This window comes from Rhodococcus aetherivorans (assembly GCF_011058165.1).
Classification (GTDB): domain Bacteria; phylum Actinomycetota; class Actinomycetes; order Mycobacteriales; family Mycobacteriaceae; genus Rhodococcus; species Rhodococcus aetherivorans.
Genome location: NZ_JAALEG010000039.1, coordinates 1 through 26,922 on the forward strand (window position 1 = coordinate 1; position 26,922 = coordinate 26,922).

A 26,922-nucleotide genomic window follows, 5' to 3' on the forward strand; every position below is an offset into this window, starting at 1 on the left:
GGCGATCGACACCTTCGTCATGCGCATGGCGAAGAACCTAGCCTTCTTCGCCTCTCGTGCTGCTCGACCCACTGACATCTCCCCTGGTCAGGGAGCGTGTCGCATGGACCACCTGAGTCAGCCCAGATCGAAGCGGTGTGACATTCGGTCCTTCGGCACACGAATGCGAGCGGGGCCCGGGAATTGATCCCGGGCCCCGCTCGTCGTTCCGCTGGGTCAGCGTCCCTGCCAGACGGGTTCGCGCTTCTCCTTGAACGCCAGCGCGCCTTCCTTCGCGTCGGCGGAGGAACGCACCGGCTCGTAGATCTCGCGCATGCGCTCGAACTCCTCCTCGTTGGACCAGTCCCGGGCCTGCGCGATGATCTGCTTGGTGGCGCGCAGTGCGAGCGGGCCGTTCTTCGCGATGGTCTTCGCCAGGGCGATCGCCTCGGTCAGCGCCTGCCCCTCGGGCACGAGGCGGTTGAGCAGCTTCGCCTCGTACGCGGTCTGCGCCGAGAAGTACTCACCGGTGAGGCACCATTCGACGGCGAGCTGGTGCGGGACGCGGCGTGGCAGCCGCAGGAGTCCGCCGCCACCGGCCAGCAGGCCGCGCTTGACCTCGGGCAGGCCGAAGACGGCTGTCTCGGAGGCGACGATGAGGTCGCAGGCGAGCACGATCTCGAACCCGCCGGCCACGGCGTGTCCCTCGACCGCCGCGACGAGCGGCTTGGCCGGGGACTTCTCGGTGATGCCCGCGAAGCCGCGACCCTCGACGGAGGGGCGTTCGCCGGCGAGGAAGGCCTTCAGATCCATCCCGGTGCAGAAGGTCTTGCCGGCGCCGGTGATCACGCCGGCGACGAGATCGTCGCGGGCGTCGAGTTCGTCGAGGGCGGCGGCGACGGCGACGGCGGTCTCGGTGTTGATCGCGTTACGCACCTCGGGCCGGTTGATCGTGATGATCTGCACGCCGTCGGACTGTTCGACGTGTACGGGGGTGTCCATGGCTGTCTCCTAGCGGGGCTGCATGCGGATCGCGCCGTCGATACGGATCGTCTCGCCGTTGATCATCGCGTTGTCCACGATCGACAGGGCGAGCTTCGCGTACTCGTCGGGCTGCCCGAGGCGGGCGGGGTGCGGGGTCTGGGCGGCGAGTCCGTCGCGGATCTCCTGCGAGAACCGGGACAGGATCGGTGTGTCGAAGGTGCCCGGCGCGATGCTGTTGACGCGCACGAGCTTCCGGGCCAGATCACGGGCGGCGACGAGGGTCATGCCGACGACACCGGCCTTGGCGGAGGCGTAGGGGATCTGGCCGATCTGGCCCTCCCACGCCGCGACCGACGCGGTGAGGACGATGACGCCGCGTTCGCCGTCGACGGGCTCGTTGTTCACCATGCGCGCGGCCGACAGGCGCAGCACGTTGAACGATCCGATCAGGTTGATCCGGATCAGGTTCTCGTACATGTCCAGCGAACCGGGGGTGCCGTCCTTCTCGACGACGCGGACGGTGCCACCGCGGCCGGCGCAGTGCACGACGGCCCGGAGCGGAGCGCGTTCCTCGGCCGCGTCGAGCGCGCGGTTCACCGCGTCGGGATCGGTGACGTCGGCCGGGGCGAACACGGCGAGCTCGCCGAGTTCCTTGGCGACGACCTCCCCGTCGGAGGTGGGCAGGTCGAGGATCACCGTCGGCACGCCGAGGCCGACGAAGCGCTTGACGGTGGCCAGGCCGAGGCCGGAGGCCCCGCCGGTCACTACCGCCGATCCCTGGGTGATGTCCATGATTTCTCCTGAGTCGGAAGTGGGTTTCTACAGTCGTTCCACGACGGTCGCGTTGGCCATTCCGCCGGCTTCGCACATGGTCTGCAGGCCGTAGCGCCCGCCGGTGCGTTCGAGGTGGTGGAGCAGTGTGGTCATCAGCCGGGCACCGGACGCGCCCAGCGGGTGTCCGAGGGCGACGGCGCCGCCGAGCGGGTTCAGGACGTCGTCGGACGCGCCGATCTCGCGCTGCCAGGCGAGGGGGACGGCGGCGAATGCCTCGTTGACCTCGAAGGCGGCGATGTCCCGGACGGACAGGCCGGCCCGGGCGAGGACCTTTTCGGTGGCGGGGATGGGGCCGGTGAGCATGAGGGTGGGATCGTCGCCCACGACGGCCGAGGCCACGATCGCGGCGCGCGGGCGCAGGCCGAGCGCGGCCGCCTTCTCCTCGGACATGATCAGCAGGGCGGCCGCGCCGTCGGAGATCTGCGAGGAGTTGCCCGCGGTGACCTTCCAGTCCAGCTCGGGGAAACGCTCGCGCCACGTGTCGGTGTCGAAGGCCGCGGGCAGACCGGCGAGCCTGCCGGCGGTGGTGCCCTCGCGGATGGTCTCGTCGGCGGTCACCACGCCGTCGGGGGTGGTGACGGGAACGATCTCGCCGTCGAACCAGCCCGCGGCGCGCGCGTGTGCCGCGCGTTCGTGCGAGCGGGCCGAGTACTCGTCCAGCTCGGCCCGGCTCAGTGCCCACTTCTGCGCGACGAGCTCCGCGGCGATGCCCTGCGGGACGAGATCGGGGAAGCGCTCGCGCACGGCGGGCCCGTGCGGGTCCTTGCCCATGGCCGCCGATCCCATCGGGACCCGGCTCATCGACTCGACGCCGCCGGCGACGACGATGTCGTACGCGCCGGCGGTGATGCCCTGGACCGCGAAGTCGACGGCCTGCTGGCCGGAGCCGCACTTGCGTTCGATGGTCACGGAGGGCACGTGCGTGGGAAATCCGGCCGCGAGCAGGGCCTGCCGCCCGGGGGTGGCGGACTGTTCGCCGGACTGGTTGACGCAGCCGATGAGGACGTCGTCGATCAGGCCGGGATCGAGGTCGTTGCGGGCGACGAGCCCGGCCAGGACCTGGGCGAGCAGATCGCTGGGGTGCACCCCGGCCAGCGCTCCCTGCGCTCTGCCCCGTCCGGTGGGGGATCGGACGGCGTCGACGATGACAGCGCGGGTCATGGGCGTTCCTCCAGTCGGGAAATCAATTCATGATGATGGTTACTATAAACCATTCTCCGACCGATCGTATGGCCCGCGTCACACCGGTAGGGCCCTCATCGGTAGGTCGACCAGGTCGGCAGGGATTCGGGGAAGTCGGCGCGCCGGTGCGGCGTGCCCGGCCACTGGATGCGCTCCGTCGTGCACAGGCCCGCATTCATCCGCTCGAACGGCACGGCGTACATGAACCGCAGGTCCCGGCGCCGGAACAGCCAGCGGCCGTCCACGCGGGCGTACTCGTCGGAGTATCGGTACGCCGCCATCATCAACGTCCCGTCGAGCGCCAGTTCTGCTCGGCCCGTGAGCAATCCGCGTGCGCGGTCCCCGTCGACGGAGATCTGGTCGCTCTGCGGCGAGTGCAGGGTCAGGCTGTAGCGGTCCATGGCGGCGACGTAGAACTCGCGGATCTCCTCGCGCCCGCGGGCGATGGAGCCGGCGCGCTCGAACTCGCCGTCCTCGGTGAACAGCGAGAGCAGGGTCTCGAGGTCGTGGTCGTCGACAGCGATGGCGTAGGCCGCGACGAGGTCCTGGATGCGCGCACGGTCCTCGAGCCGGGTGAGGCGCCGGGCCAGCTCCTCCAGCGCCGTCGGGGACGAGTCGAGTGTCGTCATGTGACCTCCATAGAAACTGATAACGATTGTGATGTATTGCACAATAGGCGGTGGAGGCGCGGGAAGGACAGGGCGGCGCCGGCGAGGCCGCGAATTCCGCAGGTGACGACCCTTCCGGGCCTGGGTGGCGACCATCGATCAAAGAAGCGATTGCCTCTTAATCATTATCATGGTTAGTATGTGAGTCATCGAACTGAGTGACCTTGACCACATCCGGTGGGCACTTTAGGTTAATGATGAACACAGAAAGGTGGGGACATGGCGACATCGCACGTCGACGACGAGCTCCGGGACATCCGTGCGGCCGCGGCGACCGTAGCCCGGGAACGCTACGCACCGAAGGCTGCGCAGTGGGATCTCGAACGCACCGCGTTCCCGCACGACGAGCGTCGCTTCCTCGGCGAGCTGGGCTATCTCGGCATCTCGCTGCCGGAGGAGTACGGAGGGTCCGGCGCCCCGCTGTCCCACGCCCTGGCGGTGATCGAGGAGTTCGCGAAGGTGTGCCGGCCGGCGGCCTTCCAGATCTTCGAATCCAACACCGGCCCGGCCCAGGCCATCGCCCGCCTGGGCACGGAACACCAGAAGAAGACGTTCCTGCCGCAGATCGTCGCCGGCGAGAAGACCATGGCCGTCGCGATCTCCGAGCCCGACGCCGGCTCCGCCGCCACCGACATGACCACCAAGGCCGTGCGCACCGACAAGGGTGTCGTCGTCAACGGCATGAAGCGGTGGATTTCCAACGGCAGCGAGGCCGACGTCTACCTCACCTACTGCCGCATGGGCGATGCCCCCGGCGCCAAGGGCATCGGAGCCGTCCTCGTCGAGGCCGACCGGCCCGGCATCAGCTACGGCGCACGCGAGAAGCTCATGGGCTTCCGGGGCATTCCGTCGGCCGACATCTTCTACGACGACGTGGTCGTTCCGGAGGAGAACATCGTCGCCGAGGCCGGCGGCTTCAGGAAGCTGTTCGGCGCGTTCACCATCGAGCGCCTGGGCAACACGACCATGAGCCTGGCCATCGGGCAGGAGGCGCTCGACCGCACCGTCACCTACGTGCAGGAGCGCCACCAGTTCGGCAAGCCGCTCGTCGAGTTCCAGTCCGTCCAGATGACCCTGGCCGACATGGTCCTGCAGGTCGAGGCCGCTCGGCTGCTCCGCGATCGCGCCGTCGCGAACATCACCGACGGACTGCCCGATCCGCTCGAGGTCTCCCTCGCCAAGTGCACCGCCAACGAGATGGCCAAGCGCGTCACCGACATGGCGATCCAGCTGCACGGCGGCAACGGGTACACCGAGGAGTTCGGAATCGAACGGCTGCACCGCGATTCGCACGGATGGGCGCTGGCGGGCGGCACGCCGACCATGCAGCGCACCCGGATCGTCTCCGAGCTCCTGGGCCGCACGTTCGATCAGCGCGCCTGACATTGCACATCAACGAAGAACTTCTCGAGAACGAGGTGAACGAAATGCTGGGTCGTTACGAGGGACGTATTGCCGCGATCATCGGCGGTGGTTCGGGAATGGGCCGCGCGATCAGCCATCGCATCGCCCAGGAGGGCGGCCACGTGTACGTCGCCGACCTGTCCGAGGACGGTGCGGTCACCGTCGCCGAGGAGATCCGGGCCGAGGGCGGTCAGGCCACTCCGATGCGGGTGGACGCGACGAACAACGACGATCTTCGCTCGCTCTTCGGCAAGATCGACGCCGACCACGGCGTCCTCCATGCGCTGCACGCGCAGGTCGGCATGCCCGGCCCGGGCGGCCTCGAGGTCGGCGACGCCGACTGGGAGAAGAACATCGCGGTCAACGTCAAGAGCGCCTACTACTCCACCACCCTCGGCTTCGACCTGCTGAAGAAGGCGGAGGGCAAGGGCTCGGTCACCCTCACGTCGTCGACGTCCGCGCTGATCGGTTCGCCGTTCAGCCCGATCTACTCGATGACCAAGGGCTCGCTCGTCCCGTTCGCCCGCTCCCTCGCGCTCGTCGGCGCCAAGGACGGTATCCGGGTCAACGTCATCTGCCCCGGCCAGGTCGTCACGCCGATGCTCTCGCAGTTCTTCGGGCGCGAGCCCGGCGCCGACGTCTCGGCCCTGACCAAGGACTTCGTCGCCACCATCCCGCTCGGCCGGGGTGCTCAGCCCGAGGAGATCGCGTCGGTGATTGCCTTCCTCAACAGCGACGATGCCAGCTACATCACCGGCGTGACCATTCCGGTCGACGGCGGACTCACCGCTCAGTAACGACCACTTCGACCGGAGGGACAGGACCATGGTTCAGGTCGGATTGCTGCTCAGCGACGTTCCGAAGTCGGTGAGCCCCGCACAGCAGTTCAAGGACGTACTGCGCATCGTCGACGCGGCGCAGGAGAACGGCTTCACCTACATCGCGATCGGCCAGCACTTCCTCTACGGGGAACTGCGGTGGCTGCAGCCCGTGCCGCTGCTCGCGCGCCTCGCCGCGCACGTCGAGCCGCACATCAAGCTCGTCACCCAGATCATGATCGCGCCGCTGTATCACCCCGTGATGCTGGCCGAGGAGATCGCCACGCTCGACGTGGTCACCGAGGGGCGGCTGATCTTCGGTGCCGGCCTGGGCTATCGACCCGAGGAGTTCGACTACCTCGGTATTCCGTTCAAGCAGCGGGCCGGACGGTTCGACGAGTCGCTGCAGATCATGAAGAAGCTGTGGACGGAGGAAGAGGTCACCTTCCACGGCAAGTACTTCCAGCTCGAGGGCGTCAAGCCGCACCTGTTCCCGGTGCAGGATCCGCACCCGCCGATCTGGATCGGCGCGCACGCGATGGGCGGTGTCCGCCGCGCCGGCAAGTACGGTGACGCCTACGCGACGCCGCCGGAGACCCCGAAAGAGGAAGTGCTCGAACGCTTCCGGGTCGTGCGGGATCTCTTCGCCGAGCGGGGCAAGGAATTCGGCCCGCAGCCGCTGCGCCGCAACGTGCTGGTCGCCGACACCCGCGAGCAGGCGATGCAGGAGTACGCCCGCGTGGCGCAGGGCCGCTACCTCACCTACGCGAACAAGGGCCTGGACGTCATGAAGGGCACCGACCTCGAGAACGAGTTCGCCAAGGCGGTGTCGAGCCACGCCGTCGTCGGCGATCCCGAGCAGGTCGTCGCCCAGCTGACCGACCTGGTGACCACCATGCCGGTCGACCCGCTGCTGATGCGTCCGCAGTGGCCGACGATGGACGCGGACGAGACCATCGCCGCCATCTCCCGGCTCGGCAAGGAAATCGTTCCGTCGATCACCGCGATCCCCGCAAACCGGGAGTTGTCCTGATGCAGACCTACACCGATCTGAAACCGACCTTCACCGACCCGGAGGACTGGACGCTGGGCCACGTGCTGCGCACGTACGCTGCGTCCCAGCCGGATTCGGAATTCCTCGTCACGCCGGAGGAGGATCGGCGCTTCACCTACGCCGAGATGCTCTCCTCCGCCGAACGGATCGCGAGCTCCTGGTACCGGGCCGGCGCGCAGCAGGGTGACCGGGTGATCATCATGGCGCAGAACTCGTCCCAGCTCGTGCGCTCCTGGTTCGGCACCGCGGTCGGCGCACTCGTCGAGGTGCCGATCAACACCAACTACGAGGGCGAGTTCCTCCGCCACCAGGTGGTGACCGTCGAGCCGCGGTGGGCGGTGATCGACGACACCTACGCCGAGCGGTTCGTGGCGATCGCCGAGCATGCGCGTGGCATCGAGAAGTTCTGGGTGGTCGACTCGGGCGCCGGAAACCGCGACCTGGCACTCGAACTGCTGCGCGCCAACGGCTGGGACGCCGAGGCGTGGGAGGCGCTGGAGGCGGGCGAGGTGCAGGAGCTGCCGCAGGCACGGCCCCAGGACCTCGGCGCGATCTTCTTCACCTCCGGGACCACCGGCCCGTCCAAGGGCGTGGCGATGCCGAACTCGCAGCTGTACTTCTTCGCGCAGGAGGTGGTGTGCTTCACCCGGCTCACCCGCGAGGACACCTACCTCACCACCACGCCGCTGTTCCACGGCAACGCCCAGTTCATGGCGGTCTACCCCGCCCTGGTGGCCGGGGCGCGGGCCGTGGTGCGCTCGAAGTTCAGCGCGAGCCGCTGGATCGACCACGTGCGCGACGACGACGTCACCGTCACCAACTTCGTCGGGGTCATGATGGACTTCGCGTGGAAGCAGCCGCCGCGCGAGAACGACCTCGACAACCGCCTGCGCTGCGTGTACGCGGCGCCGACGGCCAGCTCCATCGTCGAGGACTTCAAGAAGCGCTACGGCATCGAGGCCTTCGTCGATGCGTTCGGGCTGACGGAGACCTGCGCGCCGATCGTCGCGCCCTACGGGGTGCCCCGGCCGGCCGGGGCCGCGGGGCTCGCGGCCTCCGAGTGGTTCGACATCCGCCTGGTCGACCCGGAGACGGACCGCGAGGTCGAGGTCGGCGAGGTCGGCGAGCTGGTCGTGCGTCCGGTGCAACCGTGGACGTGCAGCATGGGGTACTACAACATGCCGGAGAAGACGCTCGAGGCGTGGCGCAACCTGTGGTTCCACACCGGCGACGCCCTCAAGAAGGACGAGGACGGCTGGTTCTACTTCGTGGACCGGTACAAGGACGCGTTGCGCCGTCGCGGCGAGAACATCAGCTCCTACGAGATCGAGCAGGCGGTGCTCGGGCACCCGGCCGTCGTCGAGTGCGCGGTGATCGGTGTTCCCGCCGACGTGGAGGGCGGCGAGGACGAGGTGCTCGCGACCGTGGTCGGCACCGGCGACGTCGGTCCGGAGGAGATCCTGGCCTGGTGCGACGGCCGGATTCCGGCCTTCGCGATCCCGCGCTACCTTCGATTCGTCGGCGCGCTGCCCAAGACCCCGTCGGAGAAGGTCCGCAAGGCGGTCCTGCGCGAGGAGGGCATCACCCCCGACACCTACGACCGCACCGCGGTCTCCGACGCAGACCGCACCGCGGTCCCCGCGGTCTGACGGCCGGGAAAGGCAACCGAGATGGACTACAGCAAGAACGAGACCCACGAGGAAATCCGGCGGGGGATCCACGATCTGTGCAAGCGGTTCCCCGACGAGTACTGGGCCGAGCACGACGAGTCCCACGAGTTCCCGTGGGAGTTCTACAACGCCATGGCCGAGGGCGGCTGGATGGGTCTCACCGTCCCCGAGGAGTACGGCGGCGGCGGCCTCGGCGTCACCGAGGCCGCGATCGTCGAGCGGGAGATCGCCGCGTCCGGCGCCGGCATGGGCGGGTGCAGCGCGGTACACATCGGCATCTTCGGATTCGAGCCGATCATCCACCACGGTTCCGAGGAGATGAAGCGCAAGTACCTGCCGCGCGTCGTCACCGGCGAGCTGCACACCTCGTTCGCCGTCACCGAGCCGGACGCCGGTACGGACACCACCAACATCCGCACCTTCGCCAAGAAGGTCGACGGCGGCTGGCTGGTGTCCGGCAAGAAGGTGTGGATCACCAAGGCGCAGGAGGCCGAACGCATGCTCCTGCTGTGCCGCACCAGCCCCCGCGACGAGAACGCCAAGCGCACCGCCGGCATGACGCTGATGTTCGCGGAGATGGACCGCAGCAAGGTGCAGATCCGGCCGATCCCCAAGATGGGCCGCAACGCCGTCGACACCAACGAGCTGTTCATCGACGAGCTGTTCGTCGCGGACGAGGACGTCGTCGGTGAGGTCGGGCACGGCTTCCGCACCATCCTCGGCGGCCTCAACGCCGAACGCGTCATCTCGGCGAACGCCGCCCTCGGCATCGGTGAGGCGGCGTTGCGCCGCGGCGTCGACTACGCCAAGCAGCGCGAGGTCTTCGGCCGTCCCATCGGGAAGAACCAGGGCATCGCGTTCCAGCTCGCCGAGGCCCGCATCCGCCTCGACGCCGCCGAGGCGGTCCTGGACAAGGCGACGTGGATGGTCGACCAGGGCCTGCCGTGCGGACGGGAGGCGAACGCGGCGAAGTTCCTGTGCGCCGAGGCCGGCTTCTACGCCGCCGACGTCGCCCTGCAGACCCACGGCGGCTTCGGTTACGGCAAGGAGTTCCACGTCGAGCGGTACTTCCGGGAGGCGCGGCTCATGCGGATCGCGCCGATCAGCCAGGAGATGGTCCTCAACTACACGGCCGAGCACGTGCTGGGCCTGCCGCGAAGCTACTAGGAGGACGACGTGCAGCCGTATCGTTCGATCCTGTTCGTCCCGGGGCACCGCCTGAAGTGGGTGGACAAGGCCGTCGCGGCCGGCGCCGACTGCGTCGTGCTCGACCTCGAGGACTCCGTGCCGGCCGCGGAGAAGGCGGCCGCCCGCGCGACCGTCGCCGAGTCCATCGCGCGGGTGCGCGAGTCCAACCGGGACGTCGGGCTGTTCGTGCGCGTCAACCCCCTCGCCACCCGGCTGACCGGGGCCGATCTCGAGGCGGTCGTGGTGCCGGGCCTGACCGGCATCTTCGCCCCGAAGATCGAGCAGGCCACCGACGTCCTGCGCTACGACGCGCTGCTCGACCACTTCGAGCTGCGCAACGGGGTGGCGGGGCTCGAGTACATCGTGCCCGTCGAGACGGTGAAGGCCATCCACAACTGTCTCGAGGTGGCCACAGCGTCGCCGCGCGTCGGTGCCATGATCGGCCCGTCGGCCGAGCACGCCGACATCGCCCGCGAGGTCGGCTACGAGTGGACCCCCGAGGGACACGAAACCCTCTACCTGCGCAGCCGGGTGCTGCTGGCCTGCCGGGAGGCCGGCATCCACGCCCTGACCGGCCTGTGGGAGGATCTCGAGAACCTGGACGGGCTTCGCGACTTCGCGGTGCGAGGCCGGCAGCTCGGGTTCCGCGGGATGATTGCGATCCACCCCTCCCACGTGGCCACCGTCAACGACGTGTTCAGCCCGTCGGAGCAGGACCTGGAGTTCTACCGCGGACTCGCCGAGGCCTACGAGAAGGCGGAGGCGGAGGGCGTCGGCGCGCTGCGGTATCGCGGCCTGCACATCGACAAGGCCCACTACGACAAGGCAATTCAATGGCTCGAACGAGCCGAGGCGATCCTACGGAGAGGTGAACGGTGATGCGCGGTCTGTACTTCGAGGAGTTCGAGGTCGGGAAGCACTACAAGCACTCGATGACCCGCACCGTCACCGAGATGGACAACGTGCTGTTCACCTCGCTGACGATGAACATCCAGCCGCTGCATCTCGACGAGGAGTTCTGCAAGACGACGATCCACAAGCAGCGGGTGGTCAACAGCCTGTTCACCGTCGCGCTCATCGGTGCGTTCCACGTACCCGAGCTGACCATGGGGACCACGCTCGGCAACCTCGGCTACGACAAGGTCAAGTTCCCGAATCCGGTCTTCCACGGCGACACCCTGCGCGCGGAGACCACCATCCTGAAGAAGCGTGAATCCGAGAGCCGCACCGACAGCGGCATCGTGTGGTTCGAACACCGCGGCTTCAACCAGCGCGACGAACTCGTCTGCCTGCTCGAGCGCGTCGGCCTGATGGCCAAGCGCCCCACCACCGAGGAAGGTGCCTGAGATGACTGCAGCGCCCGAAACCGAATTCCCGTTGAAGGACTGGGTTCCCGAAACCCGGACCCTGCTGATCGGCGACCGGGAGGTCGAGCCCGCCGGTGAGACGTGGGACGTCTACAACCCGGCCACCGAGGAGGTCATCGCCACCGTCGGCGGCGCCTCCACCGACCAGGTCGACGCCGCCGTCGCCGCCGCCCGCGCCGCCTTCCCGGCGTGGTCCGCCCTGAGCGGCGAGGAGCGCTCCCGCCACATCCACCGCTTCGCCGACGTGCTCGAGAAGGCCGCCGACCGGCTGCTGCCCTCGATCGTCAACGAGGTCGGCACGCCGGTCTCGCTCGCCGAGTACCTGCAGGTCAAGATGGCCGTCGACGAGCACCTGCGGTGGGCCGCCGAGGCCGCGAAGACCGACCGCACCGTCCATCTCGGCGAGTACGACAAGCCGGTGCCGACGATGAGCGACGTCGTGTACGAGCCGGTGGGCGTCGTCGCGGCGATCACCGGGTACAACTACCCGCTGAACCTGGCGATCTTCAAGTTCGGCGCCGCGCTCGCGGCCGGCTGCACCGTGGTGCTGCTCCCGTCCCCGCGCACCCCGCTGACCACCCTGTTCCTGGGCGATCTCATCCGCGAGGCGGGTCTGCCGCCGGGCGTGATGAACGTCGTCATCGGCGGCGCGGACGTCGGGCAGCGGCTGTCCTCGCATCCCGGCGTGGACCGGGTGTCCTTCACCGGTTCCGACGGGGTGGGCGCGAAGATCATGGAGCAGGCCGCGGCGAACCTGGCCGGCGTGACCCTCGAGCTCGGCGGCAAGTCGCCGAACATCGTGCTGCCCGGCGTGGACGTGCAGAAGATCGCCGTCGAGATGCACCTGCGCTGGTCCCGCAACGGCGGTCAGGGCTGCGCCGCCCTCGCCCGGCTGCTGGTGCACGACTCGGTCTACGACGAGTTCCTCGAGGCCGGCGCGTCGGCGTTCGACCAGATGGTCGTCGGCGACCCGTGGGACCGTGCGACGAACATCGGCCCGATGATCCGGCCCGATCACCAGAACCGCGTGCAGGGCTTCATCGACGGCGCGGCGGCCGAGGGCGGCAAGAAGCTGCTCGAGGTGACCAAGCCGCTGCCCGAGAAGGGCTGGTTCGTCAATCCGGTTCTGCTCGGCAATCTTCCGCCCAACGCGCGCGCGGTGCAGGAAGAGATCTTCGGTCCCGTCGCGGTGATCCTGCCGTTCAAGGACACCGAGGAGGCCATCCGCCTCGCCAACGACACCCCCTTCGGTCTCGCCGCGAACGTGTGGTGCGACGACCCGGTCGAGGCGCGCCGCGTCGCGGAGAAGATCCGCGCCGGAACGGTATGGATCAACGGCGGCGGTGCCATGCGGCCGGACGCGCCGTTCGGCGGCTACGGGCGCTCGGGAGTCGGCCGCGAGCTCGGTGAGTGGGGGATGCGCGAGTACCTCGAGGTCAAGCACATCCAGTGGCGGATCTGATTCGCCGGCAAGGTATTCGGCAACATCGCATTCGGCAGGGCCGAACCGGACGACAAGGCTAGGAGAGACGACGATGAACGCATCCGCTGCGGGTCCGCTCGCGGGAGTCAAGGTGCTCGAGCTCGGCACCATGTATGCCGCCCCCACCGCGGGGCGCATGCTCCGCGACTTCGGCGCCGAGGTGGTCAAGGTCGAGGACCCGACGACCGGAGACTTCGCACGCCAGTGGGTTCCGCAGAAGGAGGGGTTGTCGCTGGGCTTCTCCCGTCTCAACGCCGGGAAGAAGTCCCTCGGCATCGACTTGCGTTCGCCGGAAGGCCGCGACCTGGTGCGCCGGCTCGCGGCCGAGGTCGACGTCGTCGTCGAGTCGTTCCGTCCCGGCCGGCTCGAGGAGTGGGGCCTGGGCTACGACGTGCTGAGCGCGGACAACCCGGGGCTCGTGCTGGCCCGGGTGTCCGGGTTCGGACAGACCGGACCCAATCGCAGCCTGCCGGGATTCGGCACAGTCGCCGAGACTGCCAGCGGTTTCGCGCACGTCAACGGCTGGCCGGACTCGCCGCCGACCTCCCCGCCGTTCGGGTTCGCCGATTCCATCGCCGGGCTGTCCGCCGCGATGGGCGTCGCGATGTCGTTGTACAAGCGGGAGCGGACGGGGCAGGGCGACGTCGTCGACGTCGCGCTGTACGAGCCGCTGATGTTCATCATCGGTGACATGTTCCTGCGCTACACCGCGCTCGGCGAGATCCAGCAGCGCATCGGCAACGCCACCGGCGCGGCGTCGCCGCGGGGCATCTACGAGGCCCAGGACGGGCGCTTCCTGTCCATCGCGGCGTCCAACCAGGGCATCGCCAAGCGGCTGTTCGCCGCGATGGGGCGGCCCGAGATCATCGAGGATCCCCGCTACGCCACCAACGCCGCACGCCTCGAGCACAACGACGAGGTGCAGGCGATGGTGAAGGAATGGGTCGGCTCGATGCCGCGGGCGAGCGTGCTCGAGACCCTGGAGAAGTTCGAGGTCGTCAGCGCACCGGTGAACGATGCCGCGGACGTCGTCGCCGACCCGCACTTCCAGGAGCGCACCCTCGTCGAGATCACGGGCAACGAGATCATGAAGGGTGTGCTGATGCCGGGGCCGGTGCTGCACCTCGGCAGCTACGACGGTCCCAGCTACGACGGTGTGCCCACCATCGGCGAGCACACCGCCGAGGTGCTCTCGGACCGGCTGGGGCTGAGCGCGGACCGGCTCGCGGCGCTCGCCGAGGCGGGCGTGATCGGCAAGTCCTGAGAGTCGCACGGACCGCAGTCCGAAAATCGATGCGGTGAACCGGAATCCACCCACGACACGGCGTGCGCGGATTCCGGTGTCACGCGCGAATTCAGCAGGTTCGCCGACGCACGCAACGAGACGAGGTACCAATGCAGCTGAGTATCGGCTCGGGCTCGGCCTACGCCAACGACCGGCTCGAGACAGCGGCCGCCATGGCCGACAGCGGCCGGGTCCGGTACATGGGCTTCGACTGCCTGGCCGAACGCACGATGGCGCTGGCCCAGATCCGCCGCCTGCGCGATCCGTCGGCCGGCCAGGACGAACGCATCTCCGCCCTGGTGCCGATCCTGCGCCGCTTCCTCGCGTCGGGAGGCCGCGTCGTCGGCAACTTCGGTGCCGCCAATCCCGACGCCGCGGCGGCCGAATTCGCCGTCAATCTGCGCGCTCTGGGGCTCGGGGGGACCCGGATCGGCATCATCCGCGGCGACGACGTGCGGGACGCCGTCACGGCCGCCGACGTCGCGCTCCCCGAACTCGGCACCACCACGCGCGCGCTCGCCGACCGGATCGTCTCCGCCAACGCCTACATCGGAGCCGATCCGATCGTCGACTGCCTGCGGCAGGACGCCCAGATCGTGCTCGGCGGCCGGATCGCCGACCCGTCCCTGTTCGTCGGGCCGATCTGCCACGAGCTGGGATGGTCGCTCGACGACTGGGACCGCGTCGGCACCGCGACCCTCGCCGGGCACCTGCTCGAGTGCGGCGTCCACAGCACCGGCGGCAACTTCGAGGACCCGCCGTACCGGGTCGTCCCCGACCCGCACAACCTGAGCTTCCCCCTGGCCGAGATCGACGACGACGAGCTGATCGTCACCAAGCTCGACGGCACCGGCGGGGCCGTCGACCTGCGCACCACCCGCACCCAGCTCTACTACGAGATCCACGATCCCGCGCGCTATCTCACCCCCGACGTGACCGCGGACTTCAGCGACGTGCGGATCGAACAGGCCGGGCCCGACCGGGTACGCCTGTCCGGCGCCCGCGGATCCGCCCGGCCCGACACCCTCAAGGTGCTCGTCGGCGTCGACCTCGGATACAAGGCCGTCGCCGAGATCTCCTACGGCGGACCGGGCTGCGTCGACCGCGCCCGTCGCGCCGAGGAGATCGTGCGCCGGCGCCTCGAACCGATCCGGGCGCAGATCGACGAACTGCGGATCGAACTGCACGGCGTCGACACCCTCTTCGGCGACCGGATCGCCGGCGGCGAGCCGGCGGAGGTGCGGCTGCGGCTCGCGGCCCGGGCCCTCGATCCCGACGTCGCCAAGGCCGCCGCCTACGAGGTCGAATACCTGTACTTCGGTCCCGCAGGTGGCGGTGGCGTGGTCACCTCGGTCGTCCCCGCCGTCGTCGTGACCCCCGCCCTGCTGCCCCGCAGCGAGGTACCCCTGTCCGTGGAGGTGACCACCGCATGAAACTTCGTGACGTCGCGTACAGCCGCTCCGGCGACAAGGGCGACACCAGCAACATCTGCGTGTTCCCGCACGACGACGCCGACTACGACTGGCTCCGGTCGGTGCTCACCGAGGACATCGTCGCCGAGGCGTTCGGGAACCTCGTCGAGGGCGAGGTGACCCGCTACGAGATCCCGGTGAACTGCTGCCTGAACTTCGTCCTCACCCGTGCCCTCGCGGGCGGGGTCTCCAAGTCCCTGCGGGTGGACCCGCACGGAAAGTCCTACCAGTCCCTGATTCTCGACATCGACGTTCCGGGACGCGAGGAGAGGCGATGATCCACGACCTGTTCGCCCGGGCGGCGCACGGCCCGTCCGTGCACGTCGGCGGCAGAGGGGAGACCGGGCGCGGCGAGACGTTCGACTCGATCGATCCCGCCACCGAGGAGGCGCTGGCACGGTGGACCGCCGCTGACCGGGAGCAGACCGAACGCGCGATCACGGCCGCCCGCCGCAGCTTCGACGCCGGGGAATGGCGCGCCGCCTCCCCGGACCAGCGCGCCAAGGTCCTGCGGCGGCTGGCGGACCTGATCGACGAGCACGCCGGGCAACTCACCGAACTGGTCGTGCGGGAGGTCGGATCACCCATCGGTCTGGCCCGCACCCTGCAGGTCGCGCAGCCGGCGATCAACTTCCGGTGGTTCGCCGACGCGGCGCTGCGTGGTCCCCGTGGGGGTTACCAGGAGCGGTTGCCCGGCATCCGCGGCGCGGTGTCGTCCGAGAGCCTCCTGCTGCGCGAGCCGATCGGCGTGGTCTCGGCGATCGTGCCGTACAACTACCCGCTGAACATGATCTCGTGGAAGGTGGCGCCCGCGCTCGCCGCCGGCTGCAGCGTGGTCCTGCTGCCCTCGCCGCGGGGCACGTTGTCCGCGCTGGCCTTCATGCACCTCGCAGACGAGGCCGGATTGCCGCCCGGCGTGCTGAATCTCGTGCCGGGTGGACCGGCCGTGGGCGAACTGCTCAGCTCCCACCCCGGGGTGGACATGGTGAGCTTCACCGGATCCTCCGCCGTCGGTGCGGCCGTGATGGCACAGGCCGCGGCCACCCACAAGAAGGTCGTGCTCGAACTCGGCGGGAAGTCCCCCAACATCCTTCTCCCGTCGGCGGACCTGTCCACCGCCGTGGGACCGTCGATCCTGCGGTTCTGCCGCAACGCCGGACAGGGCTGCGGCGCCACCACCCGGATCCTCGTTCCACACGATCGCATCGACGAATTCCTCGATCTGGCAGCGGGCTTCATCGAGGAGAACGTGCCGACCGGCGACCCGTTCGACGAGCGCACCGAAGTGGGGCCGCTGATCTCCGCCGAGCACCTCGCGCGCGTGCGCGGCTACCTCGACCGCGCCGTCGCCGCCGGCGGCCGCATCTCGGTCGCCGGCGAGCGGCCGGTGGGCAAGGGCTGGTTCCTGCCGCCGACCCTGGTGACGGGTGTGGACAACTCCGCCGAGATCTGCCGGGAGGAACTGTTCGCTCCCGTCGCGGTGGTCCTTCCGTACCGGGACGTCGACGAGGCGGTCGCCGTCGCGAACGACTCCCCGTACGGACTCAACGCGAGCGTCTTCGGCGACCACGCCGAGGCGGTGGCCGTGGCTCGGCGCCTCGACACCGGCACCGTCGCGATCAACGGTGGCGGCCCCATGCGGGCGGACGTGCCATGGGGCGGATCGAAGCGCAGCGGCACCGGCGTCGAGATGGGCGAGGACGGGTTCGCCGAGTTCTTCCGGATCAGGCACCTGAACTGGCAGGTGCCGTCGTGACCACCGAAACCCGAATGCCCGCACACGCTCCCGCGTACCCGATCCTCGACGGACCGGCACCCGACCTCGCCGTCCGCGCGTCTACCGGAAGCCGTACCGTGCCGTGGCTGCTCGACCGGTGGCGCACCGACCGGCCGGAGACGACCTTCCTCATCTGGGAGCCGCACACCGGCGCCGAGGCGCAGCGCTGGAGCTATGCGGAATTCGCCGCCGCGGTGGATCGGCTCGCGGCCGGACTGCAGGCGCGCGGCATCGCACCCGGTGACCGTGTGGTGCTGCTGATGGACAACTGCCCCGACTTCCTCGTCGGATGGGCGGCGATCGTGTCGACCGGCGCGGTCGCGGTGTGCCTCAACACCCGCAGCAGCGCCGACGAACTCGCCTACTACGACCGGCACTGCGCCCCCCGGGCCGCGCTGATCGGAACCCGGTCGGCCGAGGCCGCGCGGGCCGCCATGCCCGGCCTGGAGTGGATCGCGACGACCGGCGGCACCGAGACCCTCGAGGCCGCGGCACCGGGGGGTACCGTGCCCGAAAGGGCGTCCGGCAGCCTCGGCGCGCTCGGACGGGCCGCCGGGGCACCCGCGCCGGTGTCCATCGATCCGCTCGCGCCCGCGAGCATCCAGTACACCTCCGGGACGACGGCGCGGCCCAAGGCCGTGGTCTGGACACACGCCAACTGCCTCTGGGCCGCCCGGGTCAACGCCGCCCACGCCGGGCTGCGGGGCACCGACGTCGGACTGATCACTCTGCCGCTGTTCCATACCAACGCCCTGGGCTACTCGTTTCTGGGACTGCTGTGGGTGGGGGCCACCGTGGTGCTTACCCCGAAGTTCTCCGCGTCCCGCTTCTGGGACGTCTCGCTCCGGCACCGGTGCACGTGGGCATCGGTGGTGTCGTTCATGCTCCGGGCCCTCGACGGTGCTCCCGTTCCGGCCGGCCACACCTACCGGCACTGGTCGGGCAGCGCGACGCAGCACTCGGTGGCCGACGGGATCCGCATGACCGGATGGTTCGGCATGACGGAGACCGTGTCGCACCCCGTCGTCAGCGAACTGGCCCATCCCGACCCCGACGGGACCATGGGACGTCCGGCCCCCGAGTACGCCGTCGCCGTCGTCGGCGACGACGGCCGTCCCGTCGAGCCCGGCACGGTGGGTGACCTGTGGGTGCGCGGAACACCGGGTGTGTCCCTGTTCGCCGGGTACCTGCACAACGACGACGCGACGCGGGAGGCCTTCACCGCCGACGGCTGGTTCCGCACCGGAGACCGGGTGCGCCAGGACCGCTCCGGGCAGTTGTGGTTCGTCGAGCGGTCCAAGGACATGCTCAAGGTCGGCGGTGAGAACGTCGCCGCCGCCGAGATCGAACGCGTGGTCGCGGCGGTGCCCGGCGTCCGGGAGGCCGCCGTCGTGGCGAAACCGGACCCGATGCTCGGCGACGTCCCGGTCGCCTTCGTGATCCCGGACGGCGCCGCGCCCGACGGCCTGCCGGCCGACATCGAACGGGCCTGCGCAGAACTGCTGTCCGACTTCAAACGACCGCGCGAGGTCCACCTGGTACCGGAGTTCCCGCGCGCCACCTTGAACAAGGTTGCCAAGGCGAAGCTGCGGCACTGGCTGCTCGAGCCGTCGACGGAAGCGAGGAAGACATGGACCTGGGTGTGATCCTCGGCGACGTGCACTCCACGCTGTCGCCGCGCGAGCACCTCGACGGACTGCTGCGCCAGGTCGAGGCCGCGCAGCGCAACGGCGTGCGCTACATCGTGATGGGCCACCACTACATCTACGGCAACCTGCGCTGGCTGCAGCCGATCCCGACCCTGGCGCGGATCGCGGCCGAATTGGACCCCGGCGTGAAGATCGGCACGATGGTGGTGCAGGTGCCGCTGTTCCATCCGGTCGCGCTCGCCGAGGAACTCGCCACCCTCGACATCCTGACCCGGGGCAACCTCATCGTCGGCGCCGGCGCGGGATACCGGCGCGAGGAGTTCGCCGCGTTCGGCGTCGACTTCGACCGGCGGTTCGCCATGATGGACGAGGCGCTGCAGATCATCCGGCTCATGTGGACGCAGGACGAGGTCGACTTCCACGGCAGGTTCTGGCGGCTCGACAGGGTCAAGACCCACATCCGTCCCTGGCAGGATCCCCACCCGCCGATCTGGATCGGCGCACTGAAGGATTCCGGCGTCCGGCGCTCCGCACGACTGGGCGACGCGTGGCCGGTGACGCCCGAAACCCGGACCGACGACATGCACCGCATGTTCGGCGTCTATGCCGCGGCGCGGCACAAGCACGGGCGGCCGCCGGTGGCGCGGCATCCGCTGCGCCGCGAGATCGTTCCCGGCGCCACCACCGAGGACGCGTTCCGGCGCTTCGAATCCATGGCGCGGGAACGCCTCCTGGCCTACGCGCAGCGGGAACTGGACACCCGCGATGCCACCGCCCTCACCGAACGATTCCGGCAGGTCGCCGCCGCGGAGGCGATCGTCGGAACCCCCGACGACTGTCTCGGCCAGTTGCGCGCTCTCGCGGCGCAGGTGCCGGTCGATCCGGTGATCGTGCGCGCGCAGTGGCCCGACATGACGGCCGACGACGTCGTCGCGTACCTCGACGACCTCGGCCGCGACATCGTTCCCGGAATGCGCGAGATCGTGTCGATCGACGCCCGCACCATGGTGGCCCCCTCGGCGATGGCGTCCACGAGCCCGACAGGAGAAGTCCGATGACGCTCGACGACCGGAGCACCGAACCGCGTTGTCCCGTGGTCGACTTCGACCACAACTCCGCCGCGCACGCCGAGGACCCGGTCGGCTCCTACCGTCGGATGCGGGCGGCAGGGCCGGTGGTCCGGTCGACCCGTCACGGCGGCTTCTGGGTGCTCACCGACTACGACGGCGTGTTCGAGGCCGCCCGCGACGACCAGACCTTCTCGTCCGCGCGGTGCCCCTACGGCGGCGACGGCCTGGCCACCGTCATCCCCAAGACGCCGGTGAACCACCACATCCCCGTCGAACTCGATCCTCCGGAACATCGCAAGTACCGCAAGCTGATCAACCCGCTGACCTCCCCGGCGGCCGTCGAGCACCTGCGGCCGGCGATCGAGAAGTACACGACGTGGTTCATCGACCAGGTCATCGAGGCCGGCACGTGCGACTTCGCGACGGTCATCGGCGTGCCGGCCGTGGTGACGATCGACTGGCTCGGCCTGCCGCCGGCGGACTGGGAGCGGTACGCGCACGCCCATCACGCCGCGCTCTCCGACCTGCCGGGCACGCCGGAGTTCGAGCACGCCATCTCCGTCGAGTTCCCGTGGATGGAGGAGCAATTGCGGGCCGCGATCGCCGAGCGGCGCGTACGGCCGCGGGACGACGTGCTGAGTCACCTCGTCGGCTCGGAGGTGGACGGCCGGCCGGTGACGGACGACGAGGTATTCGCCATGGCGGAGCTGCTGATCTCCGGCGGCGTGGGCACCACCGCCTCCCTCGTCAGCCAGACGCTGATGTACCTCGACCGCAACCACGAGCTGCGTCGCACCCTCGCCGAGCACCCGGAGAAGCTGCCGCGGGCGATCGAGGAGTTCCTGCGCGTCTTCTCGCCCACGCAGGCCCTGGCCCGCACGGTGACTCGTGATGTCGAGTTCCTCGGGCACGACTTCCGCACGGGCGATCGCGTGCTCCTCGGCTGGGCGTCGGCGAACCGCGACCCGAAGGCGTTCGACGACCCGGACACCGTGGACATCGAGCGGTGGCCGAACCGGCACACGGCGTTCGGCATGGGTGTGCACCGGTGCGCCGGGGCGCACATCGCCCGTGCGCTGTCCGTCGAGATGCTCGGCCAGATCCTGTGCCGCATGCCGGATTACGAGATCCTGCACGATCGGGTGGTACCGTTCGCGCACCAGGCGGTCAATCCCGGTTGGAAGCGAATTCCCGCGCGCTTCACGCCGGGACCGCGTATCGGCCCCACTGCCGGGAACGCGCGCCCCTTCTCGATCTGAAAGGTTCATCTTCAAGAGATTTCGCGCCGGTGGAACGGGACGGGCGGACCGTGAACCCGGGGGTGCTCGCCGAATCGACCATTGACCTCCCGGGTCCGATGTGAGCATAATCATATGCAGAGATTTCTTCCGTTTCCGTTCTTCTCGCGTCTCGCGATCCACCGCTCTGCACGCAAGCCCGGCCGGCCTCCTCGCGGGGACGGTCGCCCGGTCCGTGACGCGAACCGAAGAGCGAGTCGAGAGAGAGGTTCACGTCATGGGATTCGACGGCCTGGTTGCCTTCGTCACCGGTGCGGCGAGGGGACAGGGGCGCAACCACGCGGTGCGCCTCGCCCGCGAGGGCGCCGACATCATCGCGATCGACCTGTGCGCTCCGGTGCAGGGCGCCCCGTACGACATGGCCACCCGGGCGGACCTCGACGAGACGGTCCGCCTGGTGCAGGCCGAGGGGCGGCAGATCGTCGCCACCGAAGCGGACGTGCGGGATTCGGCCGCGGTCGCCAAGGCCGTGGCGACGGGGGTCGAGCGGTTCGGCCGCCTCGACGTCGTCGTCGCCAACGCCGGGATCGCCGGCAGCTATCCGGTCGAGGATCTCACCGACGATATCTGGCGCGACATGATCGACATCAACCTCACCGGCGTGTGGAACACGGTGAAGGCCTCCGTCCCGCACCTGCGTGCCGGCGGCCGCGGCGGCAGCATCGTGCTGATCAGCTCCATCGCCGGACTGAAGGGCCTGCCGAACAACGCCCACTACGCGGCGGCCAAGCACGGCGTGCTCGGCGTGATGCGCAGTCTCGCCAACGAACTCGGCCCCGAAGGTATCCGGGTCAACGCGGTCCTGCCGACCAACGTGGAGACCCGCATGCTGCTGAACGACGCGATCTACAAGTTGTTCCTCCCGGACGAGCCGCAGCCCACCCGGGAACAGGTCGAACCGCTGCTGCACGGCATGCACGCCCTCGACGTCCCGTTCGTGCAGCCCGACGACGTCAGCAACGCCGTTCTGTTCCTCGCCGGAGCCGAGTCCCGCTACGTCACCGGCATCACGATGCCGATCGACGCCGGCGCCCTGGTGAAGTAGTGACAGGCCCCGAAACGCGCTCTGCGACGGAAGGACACGACATGCTCGACGGCCGGGACCGCCACCCGCGACGGACGGAGGATGTCCTCGAGATCCGCGAACTGGCGACGCGGTACGCCCTGGCCGTCGACGACCACGACATGGAGACGCTGGCCGCGCTGTATACGCCGGACGCCGCGTTCCACGGTCTGTCGGAATCGCTGTGGGGGCGGGACGCGATCATCACCTACGTTCGTGCCGCGCTCGACGGATACGACGGGGTCAGCGTGCACACCCCGCACCCCGGCACAGTGGACTTCACCGATGAGGACACGGCGCAGGGGGTCGTGCCCTGCCACGTCGAGTTCGCGCAGGCGGGGGTGCAGAGCATTCTCGCGTTGCGGTACCACGACCGTTACGTGAGACGGGCCGGGCGCTGGTACTTCGGCGAACGCCGGCTCGAGGTCCGGTACGCGACGCCGACCGCGACGTACGGGACGGTCCTCACGGCCGGGGCCGCACCCGACCCGCCGTCCCCCGCCGAGCAGGACGGACGACTCCGGCCGAGTCCGTCACCCACCTTCGACTGAACCATCCCGAGAGAGGGAATTACGATGCAAGACAACGACGGATCGGACGCCTACGACGTCATCGTGCTCGGCAGCGGGGGTGCCGGACTGTGCGCCGCCCTGTCGGCCGCCCGGTGCGGTGCCCGCGTGGGCGTGTTCGAGAAGGGCGAACTGCTCGGCGGTACCACGTGCCTGTCGAGCGCCGTGGCGTGGCTGCCGAACAACCGGTACGCGCGGGAGGCGGGGATCGTCGACTCGCGCGAGCAGTCCCTCGCCTACCTCGAATCCCTGTCGCACGGGATGATCCTGCCCGAACTCGCGGAGGCGTTCGTCGACACCGTTCCCGAACTGCTCGACTGGCTCGACACCACGCCGCTGAAGATGCGCCTCGTCGCCGGCTACCCCGACTACCACCCCGAGCGGCCCGGCGGGATGCCGCAGGGCGGACGCTCCCTCGAACCCGACCTGTTCAGCTTCATCGACCTCGGCCGATGGGAGGACAAGCTCGTCGGGGTCCCGCGCCGTATGACGGTCGCGGAGACCCCCATCGGCGGCGGCACCGGCCACCTTCCCCCCGACGTGCTCGAGCAGCGGGAGCGGGACCGCGTGGAGGGCCTGGGCCGCGGCATGATCGCGGCCCTGCTCCAGGGCTGCCTCGACGAGGGCGTCGCCGTGCACACCGGGGAGCGGGGCGTGCGGCTGATCCAGGACGAGTCCGGCCGCATCACCGGCGTGCGGTTCGAGGGGCGGAACGGGGCGCACGACGTGCGCGCGGAGCACGGCGTCGTGCTCGCCACCGGCGGCTTCGAATGGGACGAGCGGCTGCGGCGCGACTTCCTGCGCGGACCGATGGCGCACCCCGCCACCGTGCCCACGTGCACGGGGGACGGATTGCGCATGGCGATGCGCGTCGGCGCGCAGCTCGGCAACATGCGCGAGGCCTGGTGGGCGCCGGTCGCGGTGCTGCCCGGGCAACGGGCGAACGGTGCCCAGGCCGTCCAGCTCGTGCACCGGGAGCGCACTGCGCCGCACTCGATCATGGTCAACCGGCTCGGCCGGCGGTTCACCAACGAGGCGACCAACTACAACGCGCTCGGTGGGGCGTTCCACCAGCTCGACGCGCACGACTTCGACTACCTGAACCAGCCGTGCTGGCTGATCTTCGACGCCGACCACGTCGAGAAGTACGGGGCGTTCGGGGCCGCGCCGGGCACCGAAGCCCCGGAGTGGGTCGTGCGGGCCGACACTCTCGCCGATCTGGCACGGCAGATCGACGTCCCCGCGGACACCCTCGAATCGACGGTCGCCCACTGGAACGAGGACGTGCGCCGGGGCCACGACAGCGAGTACCACCGCGGCGAGAGCGTGTACGACGGGTTCGTCGGGGACAAGAACAGGTACCCCGGCGTGGAATCCACCCTGGGACCCGTCGCGCGGGCCCCCTTCCATGCGGTGCAGATCCACAGCAGCACGCTCGGCACGAAGGGCGGTCCGCGCACCGACGCCGACGGCGCGGTCCTCGACGTCGACGATCGGGTCATCCCCGGCCTGTTCGCCGCCGGGAACGTCATGGCGGCCCCCACCGGCATGGTCTACGGCGGAGCCGGCGGAACCCTGGGCCCTGCCCTGGTATTCGGCTACCGGGCGGGCCGGGCCGCGGCGAGGGCGTCGCTCCGTGCGGCCGATCCGTCGGCGGATCCGGCCGCGGCGCCGTTGCGGCCGGTGTCGCTCGCCTGACGGATCAGGGGAGGGATCCCTGCCGAATATCCGCGCGGTCCCCAGTCAGCCGCGACAGCCGTTCGTTGCTGTCGCGGCTGACTGCCGTGCGCGCGGCTCCGGAACCTGTGCCGGCACGGGACGTAGGTGTCCGGCGATCGGGGACCTTCGGACCTTGCGGGCTCACTAGCTAATAATCATGATAAGCATTAGAGTGCGGTTCGTCACAGTACGCATACAATGAGAACGGGAGCACCCATGGGACGAGTAGCCGGAAAGGTCGCGCTGGTCACCGGCGCCGCCCGGGGTCAGGGACGATCGAACGCCGTCCGCCTCGCGGAGGAGGGTGCCGACGTCGTGATCCTCGACTCCTGCAAGGACGTCGACACGGTCGCGTATCCGCTCGCCACCACCGACGACCTCGCCGAGACCCACCGGCTCGTCGAGGCGACGGGCCGCCGCTGCCTGTCCCGGGTGGTCGACGTGCGTGACCAGGCGGCCCTCGACCTCCTCGTCTCCGACGCCGTCGACGAGTTCGGGCACCTCGACATCGTCAGCGCCAACGCCGGCATCGTCAGTTTCACGCCCACCTGGCATCTCAGCGACGAGGAATGGCAGAACGTCATCGACGTCAACCTCACCGGTGTCTTCCACACCGTGCGGGCCGTCGTGCCCCGGATGATCGAGCAGGGTACCGGCGGTGCGATCGTGCTCACCAGCTCGGTCGCGGCGATCCGGGCGAGCCGCAACCTCGGGCACTACGCGGCCAGCAAGGGCGGGGTCGTCAGCCTCATGCGCACCCTCTCCAACGAGCTGGGGGAACACGGCATCCGGGTCAACACCCTCAACCCCGGCACCGTCCGGACGGACATGATCGAGAACGACGCCATGTACCGCATCTACCGTCCGGACCTCGAGTCGCCCACGCAGGCCGACATCGTCGACCACTGCCGCCGGCGCAACGAACTCGACGTCCCCTGGGTCGAGGCCGTCGACATCAGCAATGCCCTGGTCTGGCTGGCCTCCGACGAGGCCCGGTACGTGACCGGCGTGGTCCTGCCCATCGACGCCGGATTGCTCGCCAAGGCCTAGAACCCGATTCGCCGCCAACGAATCCCGTCTCGGAAGGAACGCACGATGGAAAGCCCCGCTCGCTGTCCGGTCGTCCACTTCGACCACAATTCGCCCGAGCACTCGGCCGACCCGGCCGAGTCGTACCGGAAGATCCGCGAAACCGTCAAGATCGGCTGGACTCCCGCTCACGGCGGATACTGGGTGCTCTCCGACTACAGTTCGGTCTTCGACGCCGCCCGCGACGACGAGACGTTCTCCTCGGCGCGCAGCGAGTACGGCGGCGACGGGCTGTCCGTGGTGATCCCGAAAACCCCGCATCACGACCATATTCCGATCGAGCTCGATCCCCCGGAGTTCCGCAAGTACCGCAGGATCGTCAACCCGGTCAGTGCGCCGGCCGCCGTCGAGAAGATGAAGCCCACCATCGACCGGCACGTCGCGGGCTTCATCGACAGCGTGATCGAGAGCGGTGAGTGCGACCTGACGTCGGTCATCGGAGTGCCCTCGATCGTCACGGTGGAGTGGCTCGGACTCGACGTCTCGGAGTGGCGCCGCTACTCCAACGCCCACTTCCAGGTGCTCGCGGGAATTCCGGGCACCCCCGAGCACACCCGCGCGGTCGAGGTCGACTTCCCGTACCTGGCCGGACGCATCGAGCAGACCATCACCGAACGGCGACGGGATCCGAAGGACGACATCATCAGCTACCTCGTCCAGCAGGAGGTCGACGGCAGCCCGATGAACGATCACGACGTGTTCGCGATCGTCGACCTGCTCATCTCCGGCGGCGTCGGCACCACCGCGTCCCTGGTGAGCAACTCGCTGGTCTGGCTCAGCCGCCACAAGGACGTGCGGCAGCGTCTCATCGACCACCCCGATCTCCTCGATCACGCCATCGAGGAGTTCCTGCGGTACTTCTCGCCGACCCAGGCGCTCGCCCGCACCGTGACGCACGACGTCGAGTTCCACGGCTGCCCCATGCAGAAGGGCGACCGGGTGCTGCTGTCGTGGGCCTCCGCCAATCGCGATTCGGAACTGTTCGACAAGCCCGACGAGATCGACATCGAACGGTGGCCCAACCGGCACACCGCCTTCGGCATCGGTGTGCACCGCTGCGCCGGTTCGCACCTCGGCCGGTACATGTCGCACGCTCTGATCAGCCAGGTGCTCGAACGGATGCCGGACTACGACGTCGACCTCGCGGCGCTGCAGCCGTACCCGCGACAGGGCGTGAACACCGGCTACCAGCGCATCCCGGCCACCTTCACGCCCGGTCGCCGGGTACTGACGGACTACACGCTGCAGTAACGTCTTTCGCCGACGCGGCAGTGCCGTCTTTCGTCGACGCGGCAGTGCC

Annotated in this window: 24 protein-coding genes; 20 read left to right on the top strand and 4 right to left on the bottom strand. The window is 69.4% G+C overall.

All coding sequences use genetic code 11. From position 1 onward, the window contains the following. Window positions 1-216: 216 nt before the first annotated feature. The 4 genes from G6039_RS16305 to G6039_RS16320 form a co-directional block, all read right to left on the bottom strand. Window positions 217-981: a crotonase/enoyl-CoA hydratase family protein gene (locus G6039_RS16305; protein WP_006941653.1), complete on the bottom strand. Its 765-nt coding sequence runs from the start codon at window positions 979-981 to the stop codon at window positions 217-219. Window positions 982-990: 9 nt separating this feature from the next. Further along, window positions 991-1,755 carry an SDR family NAD(P)-dependent oxidoreductase gene (locus G6039_RS16310; RefSeq protein ID WP_043802011.1) on the bottom strand — a complete coding sequence of 255 codons (765 nt, stop codon included), beginning with the start codon at window positions 1,753-1,755 and terminating at the stop codon, window positions 991-993. A 27-nt stretch (window positions 1,756-1,782) separates the two neighbouring features. Further along, window positions 1,783-2,958 carry a thiolase family protein gene (locus G6039_RS16315; RefSeq protein WP_043802014.1) on the bottom strand — a complete coding sequence of 392 codons (1,176 nt, stop codon included), beginning with the start codon at window positions 2,956-2,958 and terminating at the stop codon, window positions 1,783-1,785. A gap of 95 nt (window positions 2,959-3,053) precedes the next feature. Continuing rightward, entirely contained in the window at window positions 3,054-3,608 is a 555-nt protein-coding gene (locus G6039_RS16320) for a nuclear transport factor 2 family protein (RefSeq protein WP_006941648.1), read from the bottom strand. A 258-nt stretch (window positions 3,609-3,866) separates the two neighbouring features. Here G6039_RS16320 and G6039_RS16325 point away from each other — a divergent pair, with 258 nt between their 5' ends. The 20 genes from G6039_RS16325 (at window position 3,867) to G6039_RS16420 (ending at window position 26,873) form a co-directional block, all read left to right on the top strand. Then, a complete protein-coding gene (locus tag G6039_RS16325; RefSeq protein WP_029546558.1) occupies window positions 3,867-5,030 on the top strand; it encodes an acyl-CoA dehydrogenase family protein in 1,164 nt (387 codons plus the stop codon). A gap of 44 nt (window positions 5,031-5,074) precedes the next feature. Further along, entirely contained in the window at window positions 5,075-5,848 is a 774-nt protein-coding gene (locus G6039_RS16330; protein ID WP_196813340.1) for an SDR family NAD(P)-dependent oxidoreductase, read from the top strand. A gap of 28 nt (window positions 5,849-5,876) precedes the next feature. After that, window positions 5,877-6,902: an LLM class flavin-dependent oxidoreductase gene (locus G6039_RS16335; protein ID WP_006941639.1), complete on the top strand. Its 1,026-nt coding sequence runs from the start codon at window positions 5,877-5,879 to the stop codon at window positions 6,900-6,902. Then, window positions 6,902-8,572, top strand: coding sequence for an AMP-binding protein (locus G6039_RS16340; RefSeq protein WP_043802016.1), 1,671 nt, complete (start codon window positions 6,902-6,904; stop codon window positions 8,570-8,572). The genes G6039_RS16335 and G6039_RS16340 overlap by 1 nt, the downstream gene beginning before the upstream one ends. Window positions 8,573-8,593: 21 nt before the next feature. Further along, window positions 8,594-9,760 carry an acyl-CoA dehydrogenase family protein gene (locus tag G6039_RS16345; RefSeq protein WP_006941637.1) on the top strand — a complete coding sequence of 389 codons (1,167 nt, stop codon included), beginning with the start codon at window positions 8,594-8,596 and terminating at the stop codon, window positions 9,758-9,760. 9 nt (window positions 9,761-9,769) lie between these two features. Beyond that, a complete protein-coding gene (locus G6039_RS16350) occupies window positions 9,770-10,660 on the top strand; it encodes an HpcH/HpaI aldolase/citrate lyase family protein (RefSeq protein WP_043802019.1) in 891 nt (296 codons plus the stop codon). Further along, the gene (locus tag G6039_RS16355) at window positions 10,660-11,127 is read left to right on the top strand and encodes a MaoC family dehydratase (protein ID WP_029546556.1); all 468 of its coding nucleotides are present in this window, start codon (window positions 10,660-10,662) and stop codon (window positions 11,125-11,127) included. Before G6039_RS16350 ends, G6039_RS16355 begins: the two co-directional genes overlap by 1 nt. A 1-nt stretch (window position 11,128) precedes the next feature. After that, window positions 11,129-12,610 (top strand): aldehyde dehydrogenase family protein, encoded by a 1,482-nt coding sequence (locus G6039_RS16360; RefSeq protein ID WP_006941634.1) that lies wholly within the window; start codon window positions 11,129-11,131, stop codon window positions 12,608-12,610. 73 nt (window positions 12,611-12,683) lie between these two features. Further along, a complete protein-coding gene (locus tag G6039_RS16365) occupies window positions 12,684-13,895 on the top strand; it encodes a CaiB/BaiF CoA transferase family protein (RefSeq protein ID WP_043802022.1) in 1,212 nt (403 codons plus the stop codon). A 131-nt stretch (window positions 13,896-14,026) separates the two neighbouring features. Next, entirely contained in the window at window positions 14,027-15,349 is a 1,323-nt protein-coding gene (locus G6039_RS16370) for an acyclic terpene utilization AtuA family protein (protein ID WP_006941631.1), read from the top strand. After that, a complete protein-coding gene (locus tag G6039_RS16375) occupies window positions 15,346-15,666 on the top strand; it encodes an AtuA-related protein (protein WP_006941630.1) in 321 nt (106 codons plus the stop codon). The genes G6039_RS16370 and G6039_RS16375 overlap by 4 nt, the downstream gene beginning before the upstream one ends. Continuing rightward, window positions 15,663-17,144 carry an aldehyde dehydrogenase family protein gene (locus tag G6039_RS16380; protein ID WP_051446159.1) on the top strand — a complete coding sequence of 494 codons (1,482 nt, stop codon included), beginning with the start codon at window positions 15,663-15,665 and terminating at the stop codon, window positions 17,142-17,144. Before G6039_RS16375 ends, G6039_RS16380 begins: the two co-directional genes overlap by 4 nt. Before the next feature lie 14 nt (window positions 17,145-17,158). After that, window positions 17,159-18,811, top strand: coding sequence for an AMP-binding protein (locus tag G6039_RS16385; RefSeq protein WP_206531103.1), 1,653 nt, complete (start codon window positions 17,159-17,161; stop codon window positions 18,809-18,811). Then, on the top strand, window positions 18,796-19,872 hold the full coding sequence (locus G6039_RS16390) for an LLM class flavin-dependent oxidoreductase (RefSeq protein ID WP_043802024.1): 1,077 nt from the start codon (window positions 18,796-18,798) through the stop codon (window positions 19,870-19,872). Before G6039_RS16385 ends, G6039_RS16390 begins: the two co-directional genes overlap by 16 nt. After that, window positions 19,869-21,143 (top strand): cytochrome P450, encoded by a 1,275-nt coding sequence (locus G6039_RS16395; protein ID WP_043802025.1) that lies wholly within the window; start codon window positions 19,869-19,871, stop codon window positions 21,141-21,143. Before G6039_RS16390 ends, G6039_RS16395 begins: the two co-directional genes overlap by 4 nt. A gap of 256 nt (window positions 21,144-21,399) precedes the next feature. Further along, the gene (locus G6039_RS16400) at window positions 21,400-22,227 is read left to right on the top strand and encodes a mycofactocin-coupled SDR family oxidoreductase (protein WP_043802027.1); all 828 of its coding nucleotides are present in this window, start codon (window positions 21,400-21,402) and stop codon (window positions 22,225-22,227) included. A 41-nt stretch (window positions 22,228-22,268) separates the two neighbouring features. Then, entirely contained in the window at window positions 22,269-22,796 is a 528-nt protein-coding gene (locus tag G6039_RS16405) for a nuclear transport factor 2 family protein (RefSeq protein ID WP_043802029.1), read from the top strand. A 24-nt stretch (window positions 22,797-22,820) separates the two neighbouring features. After that, window positions 22,821-24,512: an FAD-dependent oxidoreductase gene (locus tag G6039_RS16410; RefSeq protein ID WP_043802030.1), complete on the top strand. Its 1,692-nt coding sequence runs from the start codon at window positions 22,821-22,823 to the stop codon at window positions 24,510-24,512. Between the two features lie 237 nt (window positions 24,513-24,749). Beyond that, window positions 24,750-25,583 (top strand): mycofactocin-coupled SDR family oxidoreductase, encoded by an 834-nt coding sequence (locus G6039_RS16415; RefSeq protein ID WP_006941613.1) that lies wholly within the window; start codon window positions 24,750-24,752, stop codon window positions 25,581-25,583. Between the two features lie 45 nt (window positions 25,584-25,628). Then, window positions 25,629-26,873, top strand: coding sequence for a cytochrome P450 (locus G6039_RS16420; protein ID WP_006941607.1), 1,245 nt, complete (start codon window positions 25,629-25,631; stop codon window positions 26,871-26,873). Window positions 26,874-26,922: the final 49 nt, after the last annotated feature.